Annotated in this window: 28 protein-coding genes; 19 read left to right on the top strand and 9 right to left on the bottom strand. The window is 71.6% G+C overall.

Annotated features, from left to right (window positions below; all coding sequences use genetic code 11):
- Positions 1–99 precede the first annotated feature (99 nt).
- The 4 genes from ABZS66_RS19390 to ABZS66_RS19375 all read left to right on the top strand — a co-directional run bounded on the left by ABZS66_RS19390 (position 100) and on the right by ABZS66_RS19375 (position 1,711).
- Positions 100–351 (top strand): hypothetical protein, encoded by a 252-nt coding sequence (locus tag ABZS66_RS19390; protein ID WP_354759407.1) that lies wholly within the window; start codon positions 100–102, stop codon positions 349–351.
- Positions 352–429: 78 nt separating this feature from the next.
- On the top strand, positions 430–753 hold the full coding sequence (locus ABZS66_RS19385; protein ID WP_354759405.1) for a YbaB/EbfC family nucleoid-associated protein: 324 nt from the start codon (positions 430–432) through the stop codon (positions 751–753).
- Positions 750–1,022, top strand: a complete 273-nt coding sequence (locus ABZS66_RS19380; protein ID WP_238015529.1) for a hypothetical protein — start codon at positions 750–752, stop codon at positions 1,020–1,022. Before ABZS66_RS19385 ends, ABZS66_RS19380 begins: the two co-directional genes overlap by 4 nt.
- A complete protein-coding gene (locus ABZS66_RS19375; RefSeq protein WP_354759403.1) occupies positions 1,022–1,711 on the top strand; it encodes a hypothetical protein in 690 nt (229 codons plus the stop codon). Before ABZS66_RS19380 ends, ABZS66_RS19375 begins: the two co-directional genes overlap by 1 nt.
- Positions 1,712–2,327: 616 nt before the next feature.
- On the opposite strand, the gene ABZS66_RS19370 is transcribed toward ABZS66_RS19375, so the two are convergent.
- Entirely contained in the window at positions 2,328–2,882 is a 555-nt protein-coding gene (locus ABZS66_RS19370) for a GNAT family N-acetyltransferase (RefSeq protein WP_354759401.1), read from the bottom strand.
- Positions 2,883–2,888: 6 nt separating this feature from the next.
- Positions 2,889–3,668 (bottom strand): GntR family transcriptional regulator, encoded by a 780-nt coding sequence (locus ABZS66_RS19365; RefSeq protein WP_354759399.1) that lies wholly within the window; start codon positions 3,666–3,668, stop codon positions 2,889–2,891.
- A gap of 136 nt (positions 3,669–3,804) precedes the next feature.
- Between ABZS66_RS19365 and ABZS66_RS19360 the strand changes: the two genes are divergently transcribed.
- The 3 genes from ABZS66_RS19360 to ABZS66_RS19350 all read left to right on the top strand — a co-directional run bounded on the left by ABZS66_RS19360 (position 3,805) and on the right by ABZS66_RS19350 (position 4,960).
- Positions 3,805–4,011: a hypothetical protein gene (locus ABZS66_RS19360; protein ID WP_354759397.1), complete on the top strand. Its 207-nt coding sequence runs from the start codon at positions 3,805–3,807 to the stop codon at positions 4,009–4,011.
- 420 nt (positions 4,012–4,431) lie between these two features.
- On the top strand, positions 4,432–4,575 hold the full coding sequence (locus ABZS66_RS19355; protein ID WP_354759395.1) for a hypothetical protein: 144 nt from the start codon (positions 4,432–4,434) through the stop codon (positions 4,573–4,575).
- A gap of 82 nt (positions 4,576–4,657) precedes the next feature.
- Positions 4,658–4,960: a hypothetical protein gene (locus ABZS66_RS19350; protein ID WP_354759393.1), complete on the top strand. Its 303-nt coding sequence runs from the start codon at positions 4,658–4,660 to the stop codon at positions 4,958–4,960.
- Here the strand turns inward: ABZS66_RS19350 and ABZS66_RS19345 are convergent.
- On the bottom strand, positions 4,957–5,226 hold the full coding sequence (locus tag ABZS66_RS19345) for a hypothetical protein (RefSeq protein WP_354759391.1): 270 nt from the start codon (positions 5,224–5,226) through the stop codon (positions 4,957–4,959). The genes ABZS66_RS19350 and ABZS66_RS19345 overlap by 4 nt on opposite strands.
- A 130-nt stretch (positions 5,227–5,356) precedes the next feature.
- Between ABZS66_RS19345 and ABZS66_RS19340 the strand changes: the two genes are divergently transcribed.
- The 10 genes from ABZS66_RS19340 to ABZS66_RS19295 all read left to right on the top strand — a co-directional run bounded on the left by ABZS66_RS19340 (position 5,357) and on the right by ABZS66_RS19295 (position 12,021).
- Positions 5,357–6,433: a hypothetical protein gene (locus ABZS66_RS19340; protein WP_354759389.1), complete on the top strand. Its 1,077-nt coding sequence runs from the start codon at positions 5,357–5,359 to the stop codon at positions 6,431–6,433.
- Between the two features lie 25 nt (positions 6,434–6,458).
- On the top strand, positions 6,459–6,767 hold the full coding sequence (locus ABZS66_RS19335; RefSeq protein WP_354759387.1) for a hypothetical protein: 309 nt from the start codon (positions 6,459–6,461) through the stop codon (positions 6,765–6,767).
- Positions 6,764–7,399 (top strand): hypothetical protein, encoded by a 636-nt coding sequence (locus ABZS66_RS19330; RefSeq protein ID WP_354759385.1) that lies wholly within the window; start codon positions 6,764–6,766, stop codon positions 7,397–7,399. Before ABZS66_RS19335 ends, ABZS66_RS19330 begins: the two co-directional genes overlap by 4 nt.
- Positions 7,399–7,770 carry a hypothetical protein gene (locus ABZS66_RS19325; protein WP_354759383.1) on the top strand — a complete coding sequence of 124 codons (372 nt, stop codon included), beginning with the start codon at positions 7,399–7,401 and terminating at the stop codon, positions 7,768–7,770. The genes ABZS66_RS19330 and ABZS66_RS19325 overlap by 1 nt, the downstream gene beginning before the upstream one ends.
- Positions 7,763–9,280 (top strand): DNA translocase FtsK, encoded by a 1,518-nt coding sequence (locus ABZS66_RS19320; RefSeq protein ID WP_354759381.1) that lies wholly within the window; start codon positions 7,763–7,765, stop codon positions 9,278–9,280. The genes ABZS66_RS19325 and ABZS66_RS19320 overlap by 8 nt, the downstream gene beginning before the upstream one ends.
- A 72-nt stretch (positions 9,281–9,352) precedes the next feature.
- Positions 9,353–9,763 carry a hypothetical protein gene (locus tag ABZS66_RS19315; RefSeq protein WP_354759379.1) on the top strand — a complete coding sequence of 137 codons (411 nt, stop codon included), beginning with the start codon at positions 9,353–9,355 and terminating at the stop codon, positions 9,761–9,763.
- Positions 9,760–10,350 carry a hypothetical protein gene (locus ABZS66_RS19310; protein ID WP_354759377.1) on the top strand — a complete coding sequence of 197 codons (591 nt, stop codon included), beginning with the start codon at positions 9,760–9,762 and terminating at the stop codon, positions 10,348–10,350. The genes ABZS66_RS19315 and ABZS66_RS19310 overlap by 4 nt, the downstream gene beginning before the upstream one ends.
- 201 nt (positions 10,351–10,551) lie before the next feature.
- Entirely contained in the window at positions 10,552–10,905 is a 354-nt protein-coding gene (locus tag ABZS66_RS19305; RefSeq protein WP_354759375.1) for a hypothetical protein, read from the top strand.
- A 4-nt stretch (positions 10,906–10,909) separates the two neighbouring features.
- Positions 10,910–11,287: a hypothetical protein gene (locus ABZS66_RS19300; protein ID WP_354759373.1), complete on the top strand. Its 378-nt coding sequence runs from the start codon at positions 10,910–10,912 to the stop codon at positions 11,285–11,287.
- Entirely contained in the window at positions 11,284–12,021 is a 738-nt protein-coding gene (locus ABZS66_RS19295) for a hypothetical protein (protein ID WP_354759371.1), read from the top strand. The genes ABZS66_RS19300 and ABZS66_RS19295 overlap by 4 nt, the downstream gene beginning before the upstream one ends.
- Positions 12,022–12,108: 87 nt before the next feature.
- Here the strand turns inward: ABZS66_RS19295 and ABZS66_RS19290 are convergent, their stop codons facing one another.
- A complete protein-coding gene (locus tag ABZS66_RS19290; RefSeq protein ID WP_354759369.1) occupies positions 12,109–12,513 on the bottom strand; it encodes a hypothetical protein in 405 nt (134 codons plus the stop codon).
- A 40-nt stretch (positions 12,514–12,553) separates the two neighbouring features.
- Here ABZS66_RS19290 and ABZS66_RS19285 point away from each other — a divergent pair, with 40 nt between their 5' ends.
- Positions 12,554–12,781 carry a hypothetical protein gene (locus ABZS66_RS19285; RefSeq protein WP_354759367.1) on the top strand — a complete coding sequence of 76 codons (228 nt, stop codon included), beginning with the start codon at positions 12,554–12,556 and terminating at the stop codon, positions 12,779–12,781.
- Here the strand turns inward: ABZS66_RS19285 and ABZS66_RS19280 are convergent.
- From ABZS66_RS19280 to ABZS66_RS19265, 4 genes are read right to left on the bottom strand one after another with little or no spacing between them, the layout of a single operon-like run.
- Positions 12,778–13,218, bottom strand: a complete 441-nt coding sequence (locus ABZS66_RS19280; protein WP_354759365.1) for a hypothetical protein — start codon at positions 13,216–13,218, stop codon at positions 12,778–12,780. The two genes, ABZS66_RS19285 and ABZS66_RS19280, sit on opposite strands and share 4 nt — an antisense overlap.
- A 2-nt stretch (positions 13,219–13,220) precedes the next feature.
- Positions 13,221–14,072, bottom strand: a complete 852-nt coding sequence (locus ABZS66_RS19275) for an N-acetylmuramoyl-L-alanine amidase (RefSeq protein WP_354759363.1) — start codon at positions 14,070–14,072, stop codon at positions 13,221–13,223.
- A 25-nt stretch (positions 14,073–14,097) separates the two neighbouring features.
- Positions 14,098–15,747, bottom strand: a complete 1,650-nt coding sequence (locus tag ABZS66_RS19270) for a hypothetical protein (protein ID WP_354759361.1) — start codon at positions 15,745–15,747, stop codon at positions 14,098–14,100.
- Entirely contained in the window at positions 15,744–18,065 is a 2,322-nt protein-coding gene (locus ABZS66_RS19265; RefSeq protein ID WP_354759359.1) for a carbohydrate binding domain-containing protein, read from the bottom strand. Before ABZS66_RS19265 ends, ABZS66_RS19270 begins: the two co-directional genes overlap by 4 nt.
- Positions 18,066–18,185: 120 nt before the next feature.
- Between ABZS66_RS19265 and ABZS66_RS19260 the strand changes: the two genes are divergently transcribed.
- The gene (locus ABZS66_RS19260) at positions 18,186–18,308 is read left to right on the top strand and encodes a hypothetical protein (RefSeq protein ID WP_354759357.1); all 123 of its coding nucleotides are present in this window, start codon (positions 18,186–18,188) and stop codon (positions 18,306–18,308) included.
- Here ABZS66_RS19260 and ABZS66_RS19255 read toward each other — a convergent pair.
- Complete coding sequence (locus tag ABZS66_RS19255) at positions 18,288–21,176, bottom strand: phage tail tape measure protein (protein ID WP_354759355.1); 2,889 nt, start codon at positions 21,174–21,176, stop codon at positions 18,288–18,290. The genes ABZS66_RS19260 and ABZS66_RS19255 overlap by 21 nt on opposite strands.
- Positions 21,177–21,391: the final 215 nt, after the last annotated feature.

Below are 21,391 nucleotides of genomic sequence, written 5' to 3'. Positions count from 1 at the left end.
AACACCCGTTTTCCGAGGTTCCACAGACCGGGGTGCGGCGCCGTCCACGACGCTGCGAGCCGCGCGGCGCCGCGCCCCCTTTTGCTGGGAGGCCGCCGCATGACCACCGACGGGGACGAGCTCATCCCGATCGCCACGCTGGACCTGCGGGCAATCAACGCGGTCATCACCGAGGACGAAGGCGACATGATCATGCTCGTGGACGACGGTGACGTGCAGGTCGAGTTCGGCTCCGGCCTCAACGGCAGTTGGGAGCAGGCCATCCTGGGCGCGCAGCGGGTCGCCTCGACGGCGTTGGAGTTCGCCGCGGTACTGCGGGATCTCCGGCCGCCGCGTCCCGAACCCGAATAGGCGGGGTTATCCACAGGCCACGGTCGACTCTTCCGCCGTCACCGTGCGGTGCCGTACGGTCACCCCGGGAGGGGCGACATGGCGCGGGAGATCGACGAGTCGTGGATCGAAGAGGCGGTGGAGCGCTACCGCCGCATTGACGCGCTGCTGGCCGAGTTCGACAAGGCGGTGCGGACCGTCGAGGTTACTGTCCGCTCGGCCGACGGCCTGGTCGAGGTCGTGGTGACGGCCGACGGCACGATCCGCGACCTGCACATCGAGCCCCGCCTCAGCGGCTCCGAGGTTTCCCGCTCCGTCCGCGAGGCGGTTACAGCCGCCGCGGACGCGGCCGCCTGGGCCCGCCAGAAGCTGCACGCCGAGACGTTCGGGGACTACCGCTCACTGCACGGGGGCCCGGCATGAGACTCGACGACCTGGCCGCGCGCCTGGAGGCCGCCGGCGATGAGTTGGCCGCGTCGAGCACGACGATGAGCCTGATCGATCCCGGCGCCGCGGTGCTGGCCGCCGACGCCCCGGGCGCGCTCGGTGACCTGGCCCGCGACCTGCACCGCGAGCTGACGACGGCGCTGACCGCGCGCGGGCGGGAGTCGGCCGCGCACGGCGCGCGGCTCGCCGACACCGCGCAGACCCTCCGCCTGGTCGCCGCGAACTACCGCGAGGCCGACTCCTGATGGACGCCCTCGACCGGCTCGCCGAGGTGGGCCAGGACCTCCTCCGCCGCGTGGACGCCACGCTCGTCGACCGCGGCGCACCCCCCGGCGACCCGATCTGGCCGCTGCTCCGCCAGGTCGGCGCCCTCCCCGGCGACGTGCTGCGCTTCGGCCTCCGCCTGGACGAGCGGGCCCTGCGGTCGACGGCGAACGAGGTACGCGCGGTGGCCGACCGTTTCACCCACGAACACCGCCTCCTGACGGCTGGCATTGACGCGGGAACGTGGGAGGGCACGGGCGCCGAGGCGTTCGCGTCGGTCTGGCGCTCCCTGACGGACCACCTCGGCACGACGGACGACGGGCCCACGATCTGCGGCCGCCTGGTGGCCACGGGGTCCTATGTGGACGCCCTGGCCGACTGGATCGCCGGCCTGCGCGGCGAGCTGGCCGAGGCGATCGCCCGAGTGGCAACCTCGACCGAGGCGGTGACCGTACGCAGCGCGTCCCGCCCCCGACCCGACGCCCCCGCGTCGGCCGTGGTGGAGGCCGCGGCCCGGATCGGCGCCCGCTTCCTCCAACCGGCCGCGGACGCCTTCACGGCGGTCGACGACCTCCGAGCCCGCTGGATGGGAAGCGTTGCCGAACTGCGCTACACACCACCGGCGGTCCCGTCGGGCCCGGTCGGCGGCGTGACCCGCGTCCAGCTCTGACCAGCCCACAAGGCACCGAGCGGCTCACCGCCGCACTCCATCAGTTTTGATGCATCAAAAGCGATACACGCCAGGGCAGGAACGAGAGACGCCCCCCACCCCTGAGGGTGGAGGGCGTCGCCCTGTTGAGCCGCCTGACGGAATCGAACCGTCGACCTATTCATTACGAGTTCCTCGGAACTGTTTGACCTCGTGCGACTGCGCTGCTCACGCCTTGTCTGCGTGTGACTGCGTAACCCTGTCGCGCGTAGTCACTGTCACAGTGGCTGTCACGGCGATCATGGAGCACTGCCGCTCCACTGTGGACAGTAGGACCCTGGAATGCGGCACCGCCTGAGACCTATCCGTGAGTGAATGTGGCGCTACCGCGACGCCTGCCGCTCGCTGCTGCTACAACGGGTTGAGCCGCACCCCCGGCTGGCAGGCGAGGGGCAGTCGCCGGCCTGATAGCCGGGGGTGCGGTGCCAAGAACCCCCAGGGACGAACCGCTCAGGAGGGTTCCTAACGGTCGTTTGGTCGAACCTTACTCAGGTTCGGGTCCGAACGTTGTCCCGTTGTGAGACTAGACCACTACCGAGGGAATGGTAGCCCCCATTCACATGTCGATCATGTCGGACTACTCCTGGGTCTTCAGGAGATGCCCGGTGTAGGGCTGCGCCGGCTTCTGGAAGCAAGCGCCGGAGACCCGGCTGACGACCGTGCGAACATGCTGGTAGCCCAGCCTGCGGTAGTACTCGTGGAGGTCGGTGTTCGTGGTCCACGCGTCGAACCGCAGCCACGAGAGGCCAGCATCGAAGGCCCGCCCGGCCGCCCACTCGAGCATCTCGCGGCCGAGGCCGGCACCGGCGTACTGCAGGGGCACCATCATCTTTGCCGCGTAGAGCGCGTCAGCCGGGTCGTCGGCGGGCAGCCACAGCGCGTCGTGGCTGTCGAACGACGGCTTCCAGAGCTCGTCGACACCGATCCACGCCGTCAAGGTGATGGTGCCGACTGGCGTGTCGCCATCCCACACGATCCAGGTCTGGCCCGACGAGACCGTAGCGGCGACCGCGGATCGGGGCAGGGGCACCGACCATTGCTCGTAGCCGTTCGTCCTCAGCCAGGCGACCCGCTCGATGCGCCAGCTCATGATCGTGTCGATGTCGGCCAGCCGGGCCTGCGCCATCAGCATCGGCGTCTACCGTGCGCCCGTGATCGGCTCGACGCCGCCGATCTCGTACTCGATGGCGTTGCCGTCGCCGGCCATCGTCTCGACGGTCAGCCGTACGACCCGGTCGGCGGTGCACGCCACGCGGGTCTTGACGAGCACTGGCGTTCCGGCGCCGAGCCGCAGGAGACCGGCCTCCTCCGGCGTCGCCATGCGGGCCCGCACGGTGTCGAGATAGCCCGTCTGGACGATGCCCCGCTCGGCGAGCAGCCGGGTCGTGCCGATCTTGATGTCCTCGGGGGACAGCAGGTCAGGGACGAGGTCCGTGAGCCACTTCGGGTAGTACGTGTCCTGGATGGAGCTGGGCCGGTCGTTGACGTATCGCACGCACCGGCGGAGCACCGCGGGTCCCGGCTCGGTGAGACGCAGCTGGTGGGCCATCTCGGACGACAGCGTGACCATCCGACAGGAGAAGTCCTGAGTCGGCGTCAACCCGAGTGCTCGCACCTCGGTGATCCACGAGTCGGCCTCGGAGACCGGCGCGCCGGGGCTCTCCGCCCACGAGGCGTGGAAGGTGACGACGACGCGGTCTCGCACCACCATGCCGCCGGTACGGCCGGGCACGCGCTCGACCAGGCCCTCGTTGATCAGCATGGCCGTGGCGTCACGAATCGTGTCGCGGGACACGCTGAAGCGCTCGACCAGCTGCCGCTCAGTGGGCAGCTTGTCGCCCGGCTTGATCACGCCGCTGGTGATGTCGCGGCGCATCTCCGCCGCGATTCGCTGGTACAGCGACAGCGCTGGTGTCACAGCCTGCCTTTCCGCCGTTCGGTGCATCGTCGATCCCAATCAGCCTATTCCAGCCCTTGACCGCCGTCGTTTCGGATGTAATGGTGGCTACCAATACAACCTTACCGCCAGTGGCGGCAAGATCACAGGAGTAGCTATGGCCACGATGGACCCTGGCACTGCTGCCGCCGAGCAGGAACACGTCGTCGACGCACTGCACGCAGCCGGCCGGCTGGTCGCCGGCCTCGACATGGCGGCAGCCGCGCTGGCCAGGAAGGAGCGCGAGGAGTACTCCGCGCTCCGCACCCAGGTCGAGCACGCGATCACCCGCGCCCAAGCCGTACTCACGTTCCTCCGCCAGTAGCCGGCGCGGCGCCAGTTGCGAGCGGCACCAAGCGGGCCGTGACCGCACCGCGCTGGCGCCGCGCCTCTCCACAACCTGGAGCAGCCCGATGAACCTGCACGAGGCGATCGACCAGAAGACGGCGCACAGGTCACCGCGCTTCGGGCTGCTGGCACACCTCCGCGGGAGACCCAAGCCCTGCCGGCAATGCGGTCGGGACTGGCCGTGCCCTCCCTACCGCGCTGCCCGCGACGTCGTGCTCACAGCGGTGCGCGAGGCTCAGGCCTGGACCAGGTCGGGTGATCTCGGATGACGGACGTACACATCCCCCTGCGGCCAGCCTGGTCCTGCTCCAGCTGCGCGATCCCCTGGCCTTGCCCAAGGAAGCGCGAACGGCTGCTGGCGGCCTACCTCGACTCCCCCGTCAGCCTTCGCGTGAACATGAGCCTCCGCCTGGCCGACGCCGCGGAGGACCTCCGCGGTCTCTCCGCCGGCGCACTCTTCGACCGGTTCCTGGCCTGGGTACCCGGCGCCACGATGCCCAGGGCCAACCCGGGGGTCAACGTGAATCGACCCCTCCGATGAGCGAGTGGATCCTCGGCGGCGCGGCCGTCCTCCTGCTTGCCGGGTACATCGCCACCTGGATCAGCAACTACAGGAGGTACCGGTGAGCCGGCCCCGACGACGCGGTGCCGCCGCGCTGCCCGACCCGGCCCTGCACACGCCGGAACGGCCTACCTGGCGATGCGCCGCCGGCTGCGGCGACTGGCCCTGCGCGCCGATCCGCGACCACATGGAGGCCACGATGGCGCCGCTGGACATCTCGATGGTGATGGCCGGGCACTACCAGCGCGCCGCCCACGAGCTCGACCTGCCGCCGACCGAGGTCCACCGCAGGATGTTCGGCTGGATCCGCGGCCCTTCGCCGCTCGACCCGCCGCCACTCCGGACGGACCTCCGGCGGTTCTAGCTGTTCTTGTCCTTCAACGCCGCCATGGCCTCGTCTCTCTCGGGGCCGGGCGGCATCTTCATGACGGTGGCGAGATCGATGATCGAGTTGCTGGAGAACCGCCGACGTGAGTGTCCGGGTCCGGTCGACGGCGGCCGCGCCACGCGGAGGTGGCCGGCCGTGGCGTAGCGACGCAGGGTCTCCTGGCTGACCTCGTAGCCGAGCCTCGCGGAGAGCAGCTCGGTGGCTTCACGCGTCAAGAGCCACTGGTCGTCGTCGTCGGCCACCCGACCTCCCCTCATGTGGCGCCCATCCTCGCAGATCTCGCCAGTCTCGCGCGACACCCGTGCCCCCCACTCGGGAGAAAGTGTCTCCCAAGTCTCGCAAGTCTCACAAGTCCATGGCACACTGGTCGCCATGACGACGTCCCCCAGCGGCACCAACCGCCGCAGCCTCCTCACGGTCTTCTACGTCGCCGTCGTGCTCATCGCCCTGGCCGGCCAGGCCATCGGCGCTGTCGAGTGGCTCGGCTGGCCGCTCCTCGCCGCGCTCGCCGCCGTCGGCGCGCTCGAGTTCGGCGGTGTCGTGATCAGCCAGCACGCCCTCCAGCGCCAGCAGCTCGGCGAGCGCGCGATCGCCGCCCGCATCGGCTCCGCCGCGGTCGCCGGGTTCGCGGTGGCGTTCAACTGGCTGGGCCACGACGACAAGCTCGTCGCCGGGTTCTTCGCCGGCATGTCCGCCCTCGGCTACGGCGTCTGGCTCCTGGACTCGGCCGCGCGGCGGCGTGACCAGCTCCGCCAGCTCGGCATGCTCGCCGCCGTCCCGCCCGCCTTCGGCGCCGCCCGCTGGATCCGCCACCCGTGGCAGACCCGCGCCGCCCGTGCGCTCGCGATCGAGACGCCGGCGCTGGGCCTGCACGGCTCGATCGCCGCCGCGGCCGCCGCCCGGCGCCGCGACGCCCGGCACGCCGCGATCGCGGTGCTGCTGCGCCGCAAGCTGTCCCAGGGCCGTGACCGGGTCGCCGCCGAGCTGGCGATCGCCACCTACGACCTGGACGAGATCGCCGCCCGGCTCGCCGCCGGCGCGGACTACGACGGCCTGACCGCGCTGCTGTCCGCCGAGCTGACCGCGGCGCGCGTCGCGGGTGCCGAGCCGGTGTCCACCCCGGTGGCGGACATGACCGTGGACATCCGGGCGGACAAGACGACGCCTATGGACACCGTCGCGGCGCAGCCGGGCAAGCCCTCTGACCAGGCGATGAAGACCGAAGACGCGATGCTCGTGGCGCAGTCAATGTGGCTGCAGAACCCGGACATCGACCTGGCCATCATCGCCCGCTGTGTCGGGCGCAGTGTCAAGACCATCAAGCGCTACCTGGTCCCGGTCGGCGGGCCCGCGAGCACGCCGCCGGCGACCTCGCCGGAGCGAGACGACGTGCTGTGGCCGGACGGGCCCCGGCCGCCCCAGACCACCGCGGCGCTGGCCGCGGCCTGACCCGACGATCAAGGAGCAGCAGACCGTGGACATCAACCCGACGGGCCAGGTGCCGCCACATCGGCGCCTGGTCCGGATCAGGGCCTACCTGGTCGGCGACGGCCGGGAGGTCCTCGCCGACCGGCGGTATGTGCGCGCGCTGGACATGTCGGCGCCGGGCATGCCCCGCACCGAGGCCGACCTCAACCAGCTCCTCGAGCAGACCGCCCGGGAGCACGGTGAGGAGCGCGGCGCCGACGAGTACCGGCTGCAGCTGACCGACCCGGAGACCGGGGCGCTGGTCATGGACTGGCGGTACGCGCCGCCCCCGCCGGTGCGGTGGTGGGCGTGGTGACGATCCTGCTCGCCCCGTCTCCTGCCCCGTCGGCGCCGGCCGGCCCGGCAGGCGGCGCTGTCGCTAACGCGGCGGATCACATGATGTCGCCGACGGCGGTCGCGATCGTGCTGCTGCTCGCGCTGGTCGTCGACTGGATGAGCGTCGGCCCGAACTCGATCCGGGACAGGATCGCCTTCTGTCTGGGCCTACCGGCGATCTTCGAGGGGTTCAACGGGGGGCCGCTGGACCGGTGGACGGTCGGCGTGCTCGCCGCGGTGATCGACAAGCTCAAGGCCGCCGCCGGCGACGCGTACATCGCTGGCGCGGTCACCGAGAAAGTGATCGCCGCGCTGGTCGGGCTCCTGTTCATCTACACCATCGGCGTGCTGATGCCCGAGAAGTGGTCGACGAAGCTCGGCCCGTACGCGCGGCTCGCGTTCAGCGGCCGCGGCGGCGGACCGGCCGGCCCGGGAATGGGCGGCGCCGCAGGTCAGAAGCGGCTCAACTGGCGGCTGTGGACGTGCGCGGTGCTGCTCGGCGTGCTGTGCGAGCTGCCCGGCGGTCTCGTCGGTGAGCTGCTGCGCACGTTCGTGTGGGTCCTCGACTCGATCGCGGCGCCGCTGCCCGCCGCGCTGTTCGGAGGTGGCTGATGCACGGCGTCTCGTACAACCTCGTCCTGATCGGTGTGCCGCTGCTGTTCTGGGCGGCGGTGCGGTGGCGGACGATCGCGGCGTGGGCGGTCCGCGGGTGGCGGGAGCACCGCGCGCAGCGCGCCGCCCGGGCCGCTGAGGCGGGGGTCTTCCCCGGAACCGGGCACGGCCGGCCTGCCGATCGCGGGCCGCAGGTCACGCCCCCTGACGTCTCCCGGGGAAGACCCTCCGAGAGACCCTCGGGAGAGGGTCCGGGAGACCCCCCGGGGAAGACCCCTCCGCCGGCCGTGGAGACCCGCGGCGACGGCGTGACCGGGGTGTGGATCACCGTGCCCCGCGCCGACGGCACGGCCGGGGGCCGGGATGGGTGAGCGGGTGGCGCGGTGGGTCGACCGGGCCGTCGAGCGGGCCGCCCGCTCGCTCGGCCTGGACGACCCCGGGCCGCCGCAGGCCTCGCCCGTCCTGGCGGCGGTACCGCCTCGAGCGGTGCCGGCCCGCCCGGCGGCCACCGCGCCGCCGGCCGCCGCGGCGGTGGCGACCGCCGTGCTCGACGGCCAGGGCGCCGTGATCGCGCAGGTCCTCGCCGACTTCGGTGTCGACGCCATGGTGACCGGGTCGGTTACCGGCCCGGCGGTCACGACCTGGCGGCTGCGGCCCGGGCCGGGCGTCAAGGTCGAAAAGATCGCCGGCCTGACCGGCAACATGGCGATGGAGCTCGGCACCGCCCACGTGCGGGTGGTGCCGGTCGTCGACGGCGAGCCGGGCGTGATGGCGGTCGAGGTCCCCGCACCGCAGCGCACCGACGTGTGGCTGCCCGCCCTCCTGGGGCCGCTGGGCGACAGGCACCCGCTGCAGGTGGCGCTCGGCGCCGACACCTACGGCCGGCCCGTCCTGGACAACCTGGCCCGGATGCTGCACCTGCTCATCGCCGGCGCGACCGGCGCCGGCAAGTCCGAATTCTTGAACAGCCTGCTGTGCGGCCTGCTGTCGCAGGCCACCCCGGCCCAGCTGCGGCTGCTGCTGGTCGACCCGAAACGGGTCGAGCTGATCGCCTACGCGGGCGTGCCGCACCTCGTGACCCAGATCGTCACCGAGCCCGGGCCGGCCGTGTCCGCGCTCGAGTGGGCGACCGCGGAGATGGACCGCCGCTACCAGCTGCTCGCCGCGGCCGGCGTCTCCCACATCGACGCGTACAACGCGGCCGCGGCCGCCGCCGGCGAGGAGCCGCTGCCGTACCTGGTGGTCGTCGTCGACGAGCTCGCCGACCTGATGATCCTGGCCCGCGACGACGTCGAGACCAGCATCGAACGGCTCGCGCAGCTGGCCCGGGCCGCCGGCATCCACCTGGTCCTCGCGACGCAGCGCCCGACCGTCGACGTCGTCACCGGCCGGATCAAGGCCAACCTGCCCTCGCGGCTGGCGTTCGCCACGGTCAGCGCGACCGACTCCCGCACGATCCTCGACGCCGGCGGCGCCGAGCGGCTCCTCGGCGCCGGCGACGGCCTGTACCTCGGCCCCGGCACATCCAGCCTCCGCCGCGTGCAGGGCCCGCGCGTGTCGGCCGAGCACGTCCGCCAGGTCGTCGCGGCCGCCCGGGCCACCGGGCTGGCGCCGACCGGCATGCGGGTCACCCTGCCAGCGCTGCCGGCCCGGCCGGCGGCGGCCGACGCCGACGGCGACGAGCTGCTCGAGCGGGCCGAGGCTCTGGTCCGCTGGGCCGGGGAAGGGTCCGTGAACCGGCTGCGGCGCGAGTTCGGCGTCGGCCACGCCCGCGCCTCCCGGCTCCTGGATCTCCTCGAGCAGCGCGGCGTCGTCGGCCCGGCCGACGGCGTCAACCCCCGCCCCGTGCTCCCCGAGGAGCCAGCTGGCACCACCGAGTAACCGGATCCGGATCCAACCCGGGAGCGGCCAGCAGGGCCGGTCCCGCGACCCACCACGCCCAAGGAGGGCACCGTGCACAGGATTACCAGGTACGTCATCGCCGCGGGGGCGGTGTCCGTCGCCGCATCGCTCGGCGCCGCCAACCCCGCGGCCGCGGCCCCGGCTGGCAAGCCGGTCCGCTGCTACCAGCAGTCGCTCGAGCGGGCCGAGATCGGCCACTGGCCCGCCGGGAAGAACGGCCACACCGACCCGCTCGTCGTCGCGGCCGGCAGCCCCTGCCGCGACATCAACGTCCGCCAGGTCCGCGACGTCGACGGCAAGGCGGCGTGCCGCAAGCTCCGCGTCCGCTGGGCCAGCGGCAACACCACCGGCTGGAAGCGGGTCTGCCGCAGTTGGACCGTCATCGCCCGCAACGCCAGCGAGGGCGCCAGCTTCCAGATCGAGGCCCAGGGCCGGCCGGCCAGCGTGGGGGTGCGGTCGTGACCAGCTACCGCGAGATCTCCGACTACCGCGACGACCCGCGCGTCCACTGGGAGCCCGAAGAGCTCATCTCCCGCACCGTCGCCTACCTGCACGACTGGTGGGACCGGCGCAACAGCCGCTACGTCCAGGCGGTCGAGGACTTCGGCGCCGGCTGGGAGCCCATCGGCCAGTACTACGTCATCCGCGGCTCCAACAGCGACGACGCCACGATCACCGACCCCGGCGACCGCTACAACCAGCGGCTGCTGCGGTTCACCACCGCCGACGAGGCGATCGCGCACGTGCTCGGGGCGCCGCTGCAGACCGTCCTGGACCGGGAGGAGTACGCCGCGGCGGCCGCATCCGGCCTGCCCAACGGCGCCGGCACCGAGTGCCGGCTGGTCTTCCACGAGATCGCCGCCGGGGCCTGGCAGGCGGTCGGGACGGTGGTGTGGCAGGGCGGCTTCGCCATCCTGCACAGGTGGTCGCTCAGCTCTGAGGAGCTGCTCGCCGCCGGGCAGTGGGCGGTCGCGCACCACGCCGTCGACCACGCCGGCTACCCCATCCGGGAGGAGACCGCGTTCCTGGTCCACGCCACCGACCGGTAACCCGACACTGGCGGGCAGGCGATCCGCACGCCTGCCCGCCAGCGCATCCCAACTTCGAACCCCCACCCCACTGGTGCCGGGCCAGCGGAGCTGGACGCGCGCGACTGGCCCGGCAGGCCGCAGCTACCCGGCGGCCTGGACCCGAAACCACACCGAGCCTTGGTGTAGTCAGAACTACAAACGCGGTGTAGTCTGGACTACATGAGCGAGACGTACTTCCGCATCCAGACCGCCGACCGGGACCCGGCCGACCTGCTCGACCCCGAGCACCAGATCTCCGGGCACTGGAGCAACATCGAGTCCATGGACCGGCCCGGCGTCTCCGTCTGCGCCAGTCGGGAGGACCTCGCCCGCTACCTGGCCGGTGCGGGGATCCCGTTCGGCGTCGGTGAGTGGGTCCTCGTCGAGCTGCGCGGCGAGCGGTCCGACGTCGCGGACTACGACGCCGCGTTCGGCGCGCTCCTCGTCCACCCGACCGAGATCGTCGCGGTCGCCCCGCTCGACGACGAGTTCTACGACCTGGTCGGCGCCGCCTACGACGCGATGGTGGCGTGACCCGATGCCCAGCGACGACCTGATGGACTGGCTGGGCCCGGCCGCCGACGAACTCACGGCCGAGCAGATCGAGCGCGTGCGCGACGAGGCACGGCGGATCGCCGAGCGGTACCCCGACCCCGACGAGCAGCCCGAGCGCGACGCCGCTCTCTCCGCCACCGTGCAGTACCTGCTCGGCGAGACCAACGCCGCGGCCGCGAACAACGAGCTGCTCGAGGCCCGGCGTCGTGAGCGCGCCGCGTACGTCTCGGCGCTGCAGGTCGCGGTGATGATCGTCGGCGACCGGCAGCACGCCGGCCAGCCCCCCAACAAGGCCGGCGCGGCCCGGGCGGTGGGCATCGACCGGATGCGGCTGCTCGAGGCCCTCGGCGAGCGAGGATGAACAGCGACGACTGGCTGCGCCGCCTGCGCCGCGCCGGGGACGACGTCGCCGACGCCGGCGCGGCCGAGGACGCCGCGTACGCGGTCCTCGACGCGACCATCCGAGCGACCCGGCACGGTCGCACCCTCGCCCACCTGGTGACCGTGACCGGGCTGAGCAAGCCCCGCATCGACGAGGCACTCGCCGCGCCCGTCACGGCCACGCCGATCGACCCGGCCTACGGCGACACCGGCCTGCGGATCGCCGCGTACGCCGCGGTCGCGGCCACCTCCGCCTGGCTCACCGCCCGCGCGCGCCGCGACGTGCTCATCCTCCAGGCCGGCGTCGAGTCCGGACTGCCCTACCTGAAGATCGCCGAGGCGGCGCGCACGTCCCGCCGCTACGAGTGGCAGCTGCGCACCGGCCAGCTCGAGGTCCACCGCAACTCGCCACGCCAGCACGTGTTCCAGGGCGCCGGCAACGAAGCGGCCCGGGCCACCGAGAACGCCCGGCTGCGCCGCCAGCGCCAGGACGCGAAGCGGGACCCTGCCTCCATCCGAGCGCACGGGCTGCAGGGCTACCGGCTCGGCTGCCGCTGCGACGTCTGCACCGGCGCCCGCCGCGGAGTGCAAGACGGCACGATCGAGGTCCAGCACGGCATGCAGGGCTACCGCCACGGCTGCCGGTGCCCGGTCTGCAGCGAACAGCACGCCGCCTACTACCGCCGATGGCGTCGCCGGTCGACAGCCAGGTGACGATCAGCCCGCACACGCAAAGAAGCGGCCCGGCCACCCCCACGGAGGGGGCAGCCGGGCCGCTTCACGTCGTCCGCTCGATCGAGGTCAGGACCCGCCGTATGTCGCCCTGCTCGCCGCGGCCGCCACCGGGCGCGGCACCAGGCTCTCCGCACGGGAGATGGACGGCGTCACGCCGACGCCCAAGACGCCGAGGGCGGCGAGGACCAGGTTGACGACCTCGGCGCTGTCGACGCCGCCGATGATGACCGTCGTCGCGAGGTTCAGGACGGCGAGCAGCGCGGCGACACCCGTCTTGTAGGCGGCGCTGTGCGGCAGGTTCGGCACGAACCACACGCCGAAGACCGTGACCGTCTGGATCGCGATCTGCAGCTGCTCGCCCGGGTCGACCCGGCCGTCGGTCAGCGCCGAGGCGAGCACGGTGAGACCCGCGATCGCGACGGCGACGGTGGCGCGGCCGAACCGCGCCCACAGGTTGCGGAGCATGGACATTCCGACTCCTTCGTACGGACGTTCGAGCTAGGTTCGGGGGATGAAGCGTCCACCGCCGCCCGCCGGCTACGAGTGGACCGGCCACGGCATGGAGATCCAGCTGATCGACCCGGTCGGCTGCCCGGCCGGGCACCCGATCCGGTGGGGGCAGCGCGGCTACGCACCCTGCGCGCAGCACCACGGGCACCCGACATGGACCTGCCGCTGCGGGCAGGTGATCTACGGCCTCGACGGTGCGTTCCTCGCCGAGCTGCCGTGCCGGCGTTAGCGGCCGGTGGACGGCTGGGTGGCCAGCTGGAGCTCCAGGTGGTGGACCTGGGCGCGGAGCTCGGCCACCGTTGCGTCCCGTGCGGCGAGGTCAGCCCGGAGCCGATCCCGGTCGGCCTGCGTGGTGCGCAGCTCAGCGGCCAGATGCGCCTCAGCCTGCGACAGCTGCGCGACGCGGGACTCCAGCTCGAGCACCCGCAGCCGCAGCCGCTCGGCCTCCGCTGAGGTGGCACGCAGCGCGGTTTGCAGCCGCTCCAGCTCGGTGCGCAGGTCGGCGACGACCTGCTGGTAGATGTCCTGCCGCAGGACGTCGGTTTGGGCGGCCAGGTGGTCAGCCTGGGCGCGCCGGAGCCGACGACCGACAACCGCCCCGGTGATCACGCCACCGACGACGGTTCCGCCGGTGCCGATCAGCGCCGTGAGGATCGTCGGGTCCACGCTCAGGCCGTGGGCTTCGGGCTGCCCTCGACGCCGTCCTTCCACCACGGCGGCACGTCGCCGATGATGGTGCCGATGAGGGCCCGGTTGCCGACGACCCGGACCTGCCCGCCGAAGCCGAGCGGGAGGGTGCCGTCGCCGTGCAGCGTCTGCCGGTCGAGGAGCTCCTGCTGGTTCTTCACCCACTTGGCGGTCTTGCCGTCGGTGACGAACACCGCGCCGGTCGGGTCCTTGTCGTACCGCATGAGTGCGCTCACGTCGTCCTCCTGAACTGCCGGTTTCCCGGTCGCCTGCTTGGGCTGCCCGGCCAGCGCCGCGGCAACCTCACGTCGGAACTGGTCCATGTCGATCCCGTTGGGGTCGACCTTCTCGCCCGGCTGGTGCTCCTTGTGACCCGCCAGCTTCGCCGCCGGCAGGCCGAGCTGGCGCAGGATCGCGGCGAAGCCCAGCCGCAGCGAGGCGAGCTGCTCGGGGGGCCACGGCTCGCCGCGGTCGTCGTTCTCGGCCTCGACGCCCAGGACGTTGGTGTTGCCGACGCCCTTCAGCGGGCCCGCCCAGCCGGTCTTGACCGTGTTGCAGCGCCCGGCCGCGATGATGTGCCAGACGCCCTCCCGGTTGACGTACGCCGCGGCGATCGGCCCGGACAGCCCGGGCCGGCCGTCGCGGATGACGGCGATCGCGCCGGCGTCGTCACGCGCGTCCGCCGGTCCGGAGTTGGCCTTGTCCGCGGTGCCGTGGTAGATCACGCCGCGGATCGGGCCGTAGGTGTCGGAGCCGCGGGTCTTCCACCCGGCGACCTCGACGACGTCGACACCGGCGGCGCGCAGCACGTCAGCGAGCCAGGTCAGTCGCATGGTTACTCCTCTCAGGGGATGCCGGCTATCGGCGGCGGGTGATGCGGCGGCCCTGCAGCTGCGCGATCTGGCGGGGCACGGTCACCGGGTACGAGTCGAGCGACAGCGTCGCGGCGGCCGTCGACGCCTGGTAGGTCGTCTCCACGATCCGGAAGACGGTGACGCCGTCCCGCGCGGTGGCGTTGAGGGCGTCAACTCTGGGCAGGACGCCGCGGACCCGGATGAGCTCGCCCGGGCGGATTTCCCACGGCTCGACCATCCGGCCGGAGACCATGTCGAGGACGCGCCGGGCGACGGTGAGCGTGCCAGCGTTCGGCGGCTGCCGGTGCTGGGCCAGCCACTGGTCACCGACCTGTGTAGCGTCGGCCGCCGATCCCAGGTCATCGCCGAGATCGACGGGCCCGTCACGGACGATGCCGGCGGCGTCGAGCTCGGGCACGGTCTGAGTGCGGCGCACGCTGCGGATCTCGCCGGCGGCGTCGCGGTACCGGACCATGACCCCGTTGTAGAGCCCGTCAGCAGAGCCCGGCGAGTCGAAGCCGTCCACGACGTCGGCCTCGTACCTGACGACGGTGGGCCACTGCCGCCACTCGAAGCGGTGCTTCCCGGCAGCGTTCGCCTCCCACGCCGCCCAGTAGAAGTCCTGCTCCAGCTGCATCAGGTCGGCGAACATCTCGGCTGCGCTGATGCCGTCGGGGTAGGCCAGCCGCTGGATCGGGTAGGTCGTGGCGTCGATCCGCGCGTTCGGGCCGTCATAGCCGGGCAGGAGCCTGCCGAGGGCGTCCTCGACGGCATCCGACGCGAGGATCGTGTTGTTGGGGTATGACGCGCCGGTGAGCAGTTCGACGCCGGACTTGTTGTAGCGGGTGGCCTGCACGACCATGCCAGCCCACGCGCCCCACGTGACGTCGTCGCCGACCGACGTGGTCGCGCCGGTCCAGGCGAGGCGCACGTCGACCGCGTCCTTGCCCGCGGTCCAGTCGGTGCCGATGACCCGGGGCGACAGCCCGCCGCCCGCCGTGTTCCCGGCCTCGTTGCGGATCATCGCGAACGTCGACGCCCACGTCGGCGTGTCCCGTGCGAACGCACGCAGCCGCAGGTCGCTGGTGGTGCGACCCGCGTCCCACTTCCAGTCGAACCGGGCGACCCGCTGGCCGGCACGCGCGATCGGCAGGTAGGCCCGGCCGATGTAGCTCACGTTCGTGACCGGCGTCCCGTTGGGCATCTGGAGCGTCATGCTGGGCTCGCCCGGGAAGATCGTCATGTCGTCGCCGACCCTGGCCTGCCCGTCGGGGCACGCTGCGACCTCGACTGCCGTCCACCGGGACATGTCGTCGTCGACCAGGATCAGCGGCACCGTCCGGTCGGACGCGTGCGCGGACGGACCGAGCGCCACCAGGCGCCAGATCTGCCCGTCGTCGCCCGCGCCGCGGCCCGGGTCCTCGAGCCGGCCCTCGCAGACCACCGACCGGTTGCGAGCGTCGTAGACGATGCACCGTCCGTAGTAGGCGATCTCGTCCGGTTGCAAGATCAGCGGCCGGGCCAAGCTGATCTGAATGGACGCGAACCCACCAGGCACGACACTGCGGATCGTCAGGTCGCGGACCTCGGAGGTGACGTGCCGGTCAGCGCGGGACGTCACCAGCCGCACCGTGAGCGGGATCGTGAGGCTCACACCGCACCCCGCACATACAAAAACCTGGGCCAGTAGTAGGCCTTGATCGTCGTGGCTAGGGTCTTGTCGTCGCCGCCGACGACGGTGGCGACGTCGAGCAGCCACACGATCCGGGTTGTCTGCCCCGGCGAGACCATGGGCAGGCCGCCGGCCAGCTCGACCGGCTGGACCGACTGCGCGTCGCCGTTGATCCCGAGTGCGTAGATCTGGCCGGAAGCACCGTCGAGGATCATCGACGCGTTCGCGCTGGGCATGAACTCGGGCCACTTCATCGCTGCCTGCCGGTCGTCGGCGGGGACGAGGACAAACGCGTCCATGTCGAGGTTGCCGACCCCGGCGGCCCGCTCTGCGGTGAGCCGCCATTGCATGCCCGTCGCCGGCAGCGGCACACCGGAGTAGCCGTCCGTCACTGGATCCGCCCCCGCCGGCAGCTGGAACAGGCCCAGGTCGACCCATCTGGGCAAAATGTTGGGCACCGCGGCCGGGGCACCGACCACATTGACGCTGCCGAGGTTGACGGTCAGCAGCACGTTGATCGTGTCGCCGCCGCTGGTCTTGCGGCACCGCAGGAACGCCCGGTAGGTGCCTCGGCTGTCCACGCTCGGGACAGGCGGCCAGATCCCCCACTGTGCCCTGGTCGCAAACGCCGTCGTTGTCGAGAACGACGTCCGGACGAAGTTCTGCCCGAAACCGGACATGGCCGCGTCGTTGGCCTGGAGGCTGCTGTCGCTGTTCAGCGTCGACCCCTCGACCTGCCAGGACAGCGGCGCCTGGACCGGCGCGCCGCGGCGGCGGACACCCATCACAGACGTCCGCCGGCCGGTCACAGCCAGATCGGCGCCCTGCACCGACAGGAACAGTGGCGTCTCGACATCCCCGATGATCGAGGCGCCGTCGATGTCGAAGTAGCAGCCGTTCGCGTACGAACCGCCGATCTCGCCGATCTGCGCGTCGTCGACGTACACCTGCGTGGCGGCTGGCGGGTTGCTGCCGAGCGTCGGCCCGAACTGTGCGAAGGCGGCCCCGACGGGTGCCTGCACGGTGAACACGCGCCGGGCCCACGTCGCGGCACCCAGCGCGCTCGATCCGCCGTTGTCGGTCGACATATACGTGTGGGAGGCGTCGAGCCAGTCGACCGACGCCGACACGGACCCGTAGCCGGCGACGCTGTAGCACCACATCGACACCGTGTACCAACGGCCGGCGACCACCGGCGCCTCAGCGCGGGCGTACGCCTGCGCCGGCGTCCCGGTGGTCGTGAGCAGCAGCGACGCGGATCCCGTGCGGAACTGCGCCGTCGACCGGGCCAGTGTCGCCGACGTGCCGTTCCAGCCGGACGCGTCGATCTCGAAGTAGGGGTTCGAATTGAGCGGCGGGGACGGCTGGGTCGAGTCGTTGAACACCTCGAACGCCGGCGACAGCGTGGCCTCGTCCACATAGAGCAAGTTCCCAGCGGGCGGCGTGCCGGTCATCCGCACCCGCAACGACGCCTGCACCGCACCCGGCGGCGGTACCACGATCGTCTCGAGCAGCGTCCAGGTCAGCCCGGTCACCGCGACCGTGACACCGTCCGCGCTGTTCAGCGACCCGCCGGCGGATACGTTGGCACCGCCGGCATCCGTCCAGGCCGCGGCCAGGTCCACGTTGCGGGAGACCGAGCACCGCACCCACGCCGCCGCCCGGTACTGGACGCCCGGCGTCACCGGCACTGGGTCGGCCAACGCGAACACCAGCGAAGCGACACCCGACGGTGTGAGCAGCCCCGCCGCGACACCCTGATGGGACTGCGCCGTCGACCGCACGAACGTGCCGCCGGTCGGCGTCCAGCCGGCCACGTTGGCCTCGAAGTAGGGGTTCGAGTTCATCGGGGCGCACAGGTCGACCTTGACCCCGTACGCGAACGGCTCGGCCGGAATGATCAGGCTGCAGCGCTTCTGCGAGGGCTCCCAGATCACCCGCCCGAACTCGGGGAACAAGGTCCTGAAGAAGACGGGCTGGCTCGTGCCAGGCTGCCACCTCAGGATGTTGGCCGGGCGGCTGATTTCCCTCGTCAGGTTCTGCACATGCGCAGCGGCATCGTCCTCGGTCACGCCGTCCAGGAGCAGGAGTTCCAGGCGGAGGACTCGGTTGCCGTACGCGGCCGCAGTGACGGGCCGTCCATCAGTGAGCAACGACCCGCCGTAGGCCCGATCGACAGCTGGTGGCGTCAGGTCCGAGTCGGCCTGCAGCGACCATATGTCACCGCAGACGTCGAGCCGGACTGTCGGGTCCGTGCCGATGCGGTCGACGAATTGGACGAGATACGGCTCGTCGGCCATCTACTCTCCCTTGCGCGGTATGTCCGCCTTGCGGCCCGTCTGGGTGTTGGAACTGGGTCGTTCGTTCGACGGTCGAGACGAGCCGAACGGAGAGCGAGGGCGCCGCTACCATCGACGCCCATGGGTGCACTCAAGCCGTGGCATTTGGCCACCTGCGGGATCTGTGTTTTGGCCGTCGTGGCCGTCGTCGTGCTGATCGTTGTGCTGGTCAAGCGGCGCGGCTCATCCTCCGCGCCGAAGTAGGTCTGCCTCCCGGCCCTGCCCCTGGCCGACGAGGGTCCCGTTGAGGTAGACCTTGACGCCGCCAGACAGGGCGGCGACCATTTCTCGGGCCATCGCCCGCACGTCGGAGACCGTGGCTGCGGCCGCCGGAGCAGCGCTCGCCGACATAGGTGTGGGCCAGGCGGTGAAACGGTTGCCGCCGGCCGCCAGGATCCCGTCGTACGGTCCCTGGTTGGCGATGGCTCGCTGGGTCAGGGGGTACCCAAGGCGAGCGTCCGTCTCCGTGAGGATCTGGATCGACCGGCCACGCTTGGACTCGGCGAACGGGATGTAGGCCTCACCCTTGGTCTCCGGCTCGGCCCACACACGCCACGCGCCGGCGGGCGCGATCTGCGCGACGCGGTTGGGGTCACGGACCCCGCCCGCGGCGTAGAACTCCACCACCCCGCCGTCGGCCTGGTGCATAAGCATGCCCATGGAGATGCCCGGCGGCAGGTTCGCCCTGACGTTGATGTTGATCGTCTTGGAGCCTGGCACGCGCTCGAGGGACTCCTTCAGCAGCCTGATCTGCTCCTCGGCGTTGTCGGTGCCGTACAGCTGGACGTTCGTCAGTACCGTCTTCGGCATCTGCATGTATTGCTCCGCCAAAGCTTCGGCCTCGGCCCGGGTGAGGCCACTCTGGTCGAGTGTCTCGATGAGCCGCTGCTTGTAGCTCTCGAACGTCGCGGCGGCCTGGTCGACGCTGCCGGTCTGCTCGTACGTGGCCTGCGCGGCGGCCGCGGCCGACTTGGCGACCTCGTTCAGCATCTGCTGCGCGTCGCGACCCGCCTGGGTGTTCAGGTCGTAGCCGGTCTTCGACGCGTTGAGCTTGGCGTTGTGCTTGTCGAGTTGCTCGTCGAGCCCGTCTAGGGCGTCCTCGACGGCGATCTGGGCCTCCGACATGCTGATCGCACCGCCGTTGAACTGCTCCCACGCCGCCTGGAAACTGCCCAGGGATGAGATCACGGCTCGCAGGCTGCTGTTCATCATGATCAACGACTGGTTGTTGCGTTCGTTGACCTCGATGCCCTTGAGCTGGACCGCGTCGGCGTCCGCCATGGCGGCGACGTACTGAGGCAGGCCGGCCTTCAGCTCGTCGATGGACACGCCCTGTTTCTTCGCGGCCTCGGCGATGCGGTCGAAAGCCTTCTGGGCCTCCTCGGCATTGCCGGAGGTCACCATCTGGGCGAGTGCACTGTCGAGCTCACCCAGGCGCTGCTTCGCGTGGACGAGGCTCTCGTCGGCGACGTTCCCGAGGCCGGTGAGACCCTCGACGGTGCCGGCGAGCCAGTTGCCGAACTTGGCGCCGCCGCTGGTGTCGAGCGTGCCCAGGTCGTATTTCAGCAGCTCCAGGTCCCTCCCGAAGTTCTTCGCCGCCTCGCCGGCGACTTTGCCGCTGTTGGCGAACTCCTCGAGGTCCTTGGCGAGACGAGGGATCTTCAGGGCTTCCGCCGACGGGTCCGACCCGAACGCGGCCCACGCCGCCGAGAACGTCTGCAGCGCGATGGCAGCGACACCCAGCCGTGTCGCGGAGGACGCCATCACGCTCAGCGCCCGCGAGGCCCGCGCGCCGGTGGGCCCCATCTCGCTCATGGACCTGAGCGCCTCGTCTGTGGCCTGCTTAGCCTTGAGCAGGCCAGCGCCGGCGAGGAGCGCGGCACCGCCGACCCCTCCGAGCACGACCAGGCCGGTCTGGAGGGAGGCCGGTAGGGCGGAAGCCGAGTCGACGACAGAGTCCAGGCCTTGGACCAGCTTCCGCAGACCGCCGGACGCCCCGGAGCCGCTGTCGATGGCCAGGGTCTCGATCGATCCCCGCAGCCGCTCGAGGTCGCCGGCGAGGTTGTCGAGCTTCTTCGCGGCGACCTCGGCGGCGGCGCCCTGGTCGTTCACGTCCTCGGTGTACTCGCGGATGCCGCGGGCGCCCTGCTCGTAGAGGATGTTGGCCGCTCGCATGGCGTCGGCGCCGAAGATCGTCGCCAGGGCGGCGTTGCGCTGCTCCTGGGTCATGCCACCGAGCGACGTCTGCAGCTCGTCGGCGAGCTTCGCGACACCGACGAACGTGCCGCCGGTGTCGTACGCCTCGATGCCGAGGTCGTGCATCAGGTTCGCCGACTTCTCGGTCGGCGCCTGCAGCATCATCAGCATGGTCTTGAGGCTGGTACCGGCATCGGAACCAACCAGCGCGTGGTCGGCGAACGCGGCGAGGGTCCCGACGGTCTCCTCGAGCGTGATCCCGGCCGCGTTGGCGGCAAGCCCGCCCATCTTCAGGGCCTGGCCAAGCTCGTGGACGTCGGTGGCCGACTTGTTCGCCGCCGCCGACAGCACGTCGGCGATGTGGCCGACGTCGCGGCCGGACAGCTGGAAGACGTTCATCGTCTTGGCCGCCACGTCCGCGGCCTCGGCGAGGTCGAGGGACCCGGCTGCGGCCAGCGACAGGGCCCCGGTGAGGGCGCCGCCGAGGATCTGCGACGTGCTGAGGCCGGCCTTGGCCAGCTCGGCCTCCGCCTTCGCAGCCTCCGTCGCCGAGTAGGCGGTTGCCGCACCAGCGGCCAGGGCGGCCTCGCGCAGCTTCCCGAGTTCCTGCCCGGTCGCGTCGGCGACCGCACCCACCTCGGACATCTGCTTGTCGAACTGGGTGGAGGCCTTCACCGCGTACCCGGCCGCGGTCAGCAGCGCGAGCCCCATCCCGCCGGCCGCCATCGTGATGTCGTTGAGCTTGTGCGGCGCCTCCCGGCCCAGCTTGGCGAGCTCCTCGTTGAAGCCCTTCGTCGCCCGCACGGCGGTCCCGAACCCGGAGACGAGATCACCGACCTGCGCCTTGAGCGCGACGGACACGGTGCGGACGGCCATCGTCGGTTCCCCCCTCTCGTCGCTCGGCCCAGAAGATCAGCGCATGCGCCGCCGGTACGTCCGGGTTCTCGTCGTAGGACTTCCGGGCGTTCGCGATCGCGGTTGCCCGCTGGCACCGGATGGGCGCCGGGACACGCCAGCCGCCCTCGCTGTCGCGGTCCCAGCACTGGCGGAGGTCACCTCCGCAGACGTGGCAGCGGTTGGCCTCATGCTCG

Origin of the sequence: Dactylosporangium sp. NPDC005572 (assembly GCF_040605515.1) — a bacterium.
In the GTDB taxonomy this organism is placed as follows: domain Bacteria; phylum Actinomycetota; class Actinomycetes; order Mycobacteriales; family Micromonosporaceae; genus Dactylosporangium.
Note: the sequence above shows the minus strand (reverse complement) of the source record. Positions and strands in the feature narration are given on the sequence as shown.

Bases quoted from the DNA above. Each gene is read 5' to 3' on its own strand.
- ABZS66_RS19390 (WP_354759407.1), top strand. From the start codon at position 100: ATGACCACCGACGGGGACGAGCTCATCCCGATCGCCACGCTGGACCTG.
- ABZS66_RS19385 (WP_354759405.1), top strand. From the start codon at position 430: ATGGCGCGGGAGATCGACGAGTCGTGGATCGAAGAGGCGGTGGAGCGC.
- ABZS66_RS19380 (WP_238015529.1), top strand. From the start codon at position 750: ATGAGACTCGACGACCTGGCCGCGCGCCTGGAGGCCGCCGGCGATGAG.
- ABZS66_RS19375 (WP_354759403.1), top strand. From the start codon at position 1,022: ATGGACGCCCTCGACCGGCTCGCCGAGGTGGGCCAGGACCTCCTCCGC.
- ABZS66_RS19370 (WP_354759401.1), bottom strand. From the start codon at position 2,882: ATGCTGATGGCGCAGGCCCGGCTGGCCGACATCGACACGATCATGAGC.
- ABZS66_RS19360 (WP_354759397.1), top strand. From the start codon at position 3,805: ATGGCCACGATGGACCCTGGCACTGCTGCCGCCGAGCAGGAACACGTC.
- ABZS66_RS19355 (WP_354759395.1), top strand. From the start codon at position 4,432: ATGAGCCTCCGCCTGGCCGACGCCGCGGAGGACCTCCGCGGTCTCTCC.
- ABZS66_RS19340 (WP_354759389.1), top strand. From the start codon at position 5,357: ATGACGACGTCCCCCAGCGGCACCAACCGCCGCAGCCTCCTCACGGTC.
- ABZS66_RS19325 (WP_354759383.1), top strand. From the start codon at position 7,399: ATGCACGGCGTCTCGTACAACCTCGTCCTGATCGGTGTGCCGCTGCTG.
- ABZS66_RS19320 (WP_354759381.1), top strand. From the start codon at position 7,763: ATGGGTGAGCGGGTGGCGCGGTGGGTCGACCGGGCCGTCGAGCGGGCC.
- ABZS66_RS19305 (WP_354759375.1), top strand. From the start codon at position 10,552: ATGAGCGAGACGTACTTCCGCATCCAGACCGCCGACCGGGACCCGGCC.
- ABZS66_RS19300 (WP_354759373.1), top strand. From the start codon at position 10,910: ATGCCCAGCGACGACCTGATGGACTGGCTGGGCCCGGCCGCCGACGAA.
- ABZS66_RS19295 (WP_354759371.1), top strand. From the start codon at position 11,284: ATGAACAGCGACGACTGGCTGCGCCGCCTGCGCCGCGCCGGGGACGAC.
- ABZS66_RS19290 (WP_354759369.1), bottom strand. From the start codon at position 12,513: ATGTCCATGCTCCGCAACCTGTGGGCGCGGTTCGGCCGCGCCACCGTC.
- ABZS66_RS19285 (WP_354759367.1), top strand. From the start codon at position 12,554: ATGAAGCGTCCACCGCCGCCCGCCGGCTACGAGTGGACCGGCCACGGC.
- ABZS66_RS19275 (WP_354759363.1), bottom strand. From the start codon at position 14,072: ATGCGACTGACCTGGCTCGCTGACGTGCTGCGCGCCGCCGGTGTCGAC.
- ABZS66_RS19265 (WP_354759359.1), bottom strand. From the start codon at position 18,065: ATGGCCGACGAGCCGTATCTCGTCCAATTCGTCGACCGCATCGGCACG.
- ABZS66_RS19260 (WP_354759357.1), top strand. From the start codon at position 18,186: ATGGGTGCACTCAAGCCGTGGCATTTGGCCACCTGCGGGATCTGTGTT.
- ABZS66_RS19255 (WP_354759355.1), bottom strand. From the start codon at position 21,176: ATGGCCGTCCGCACCGTGTCCGTCGCGCTCAAGGCGCAGGTCGGTGAT.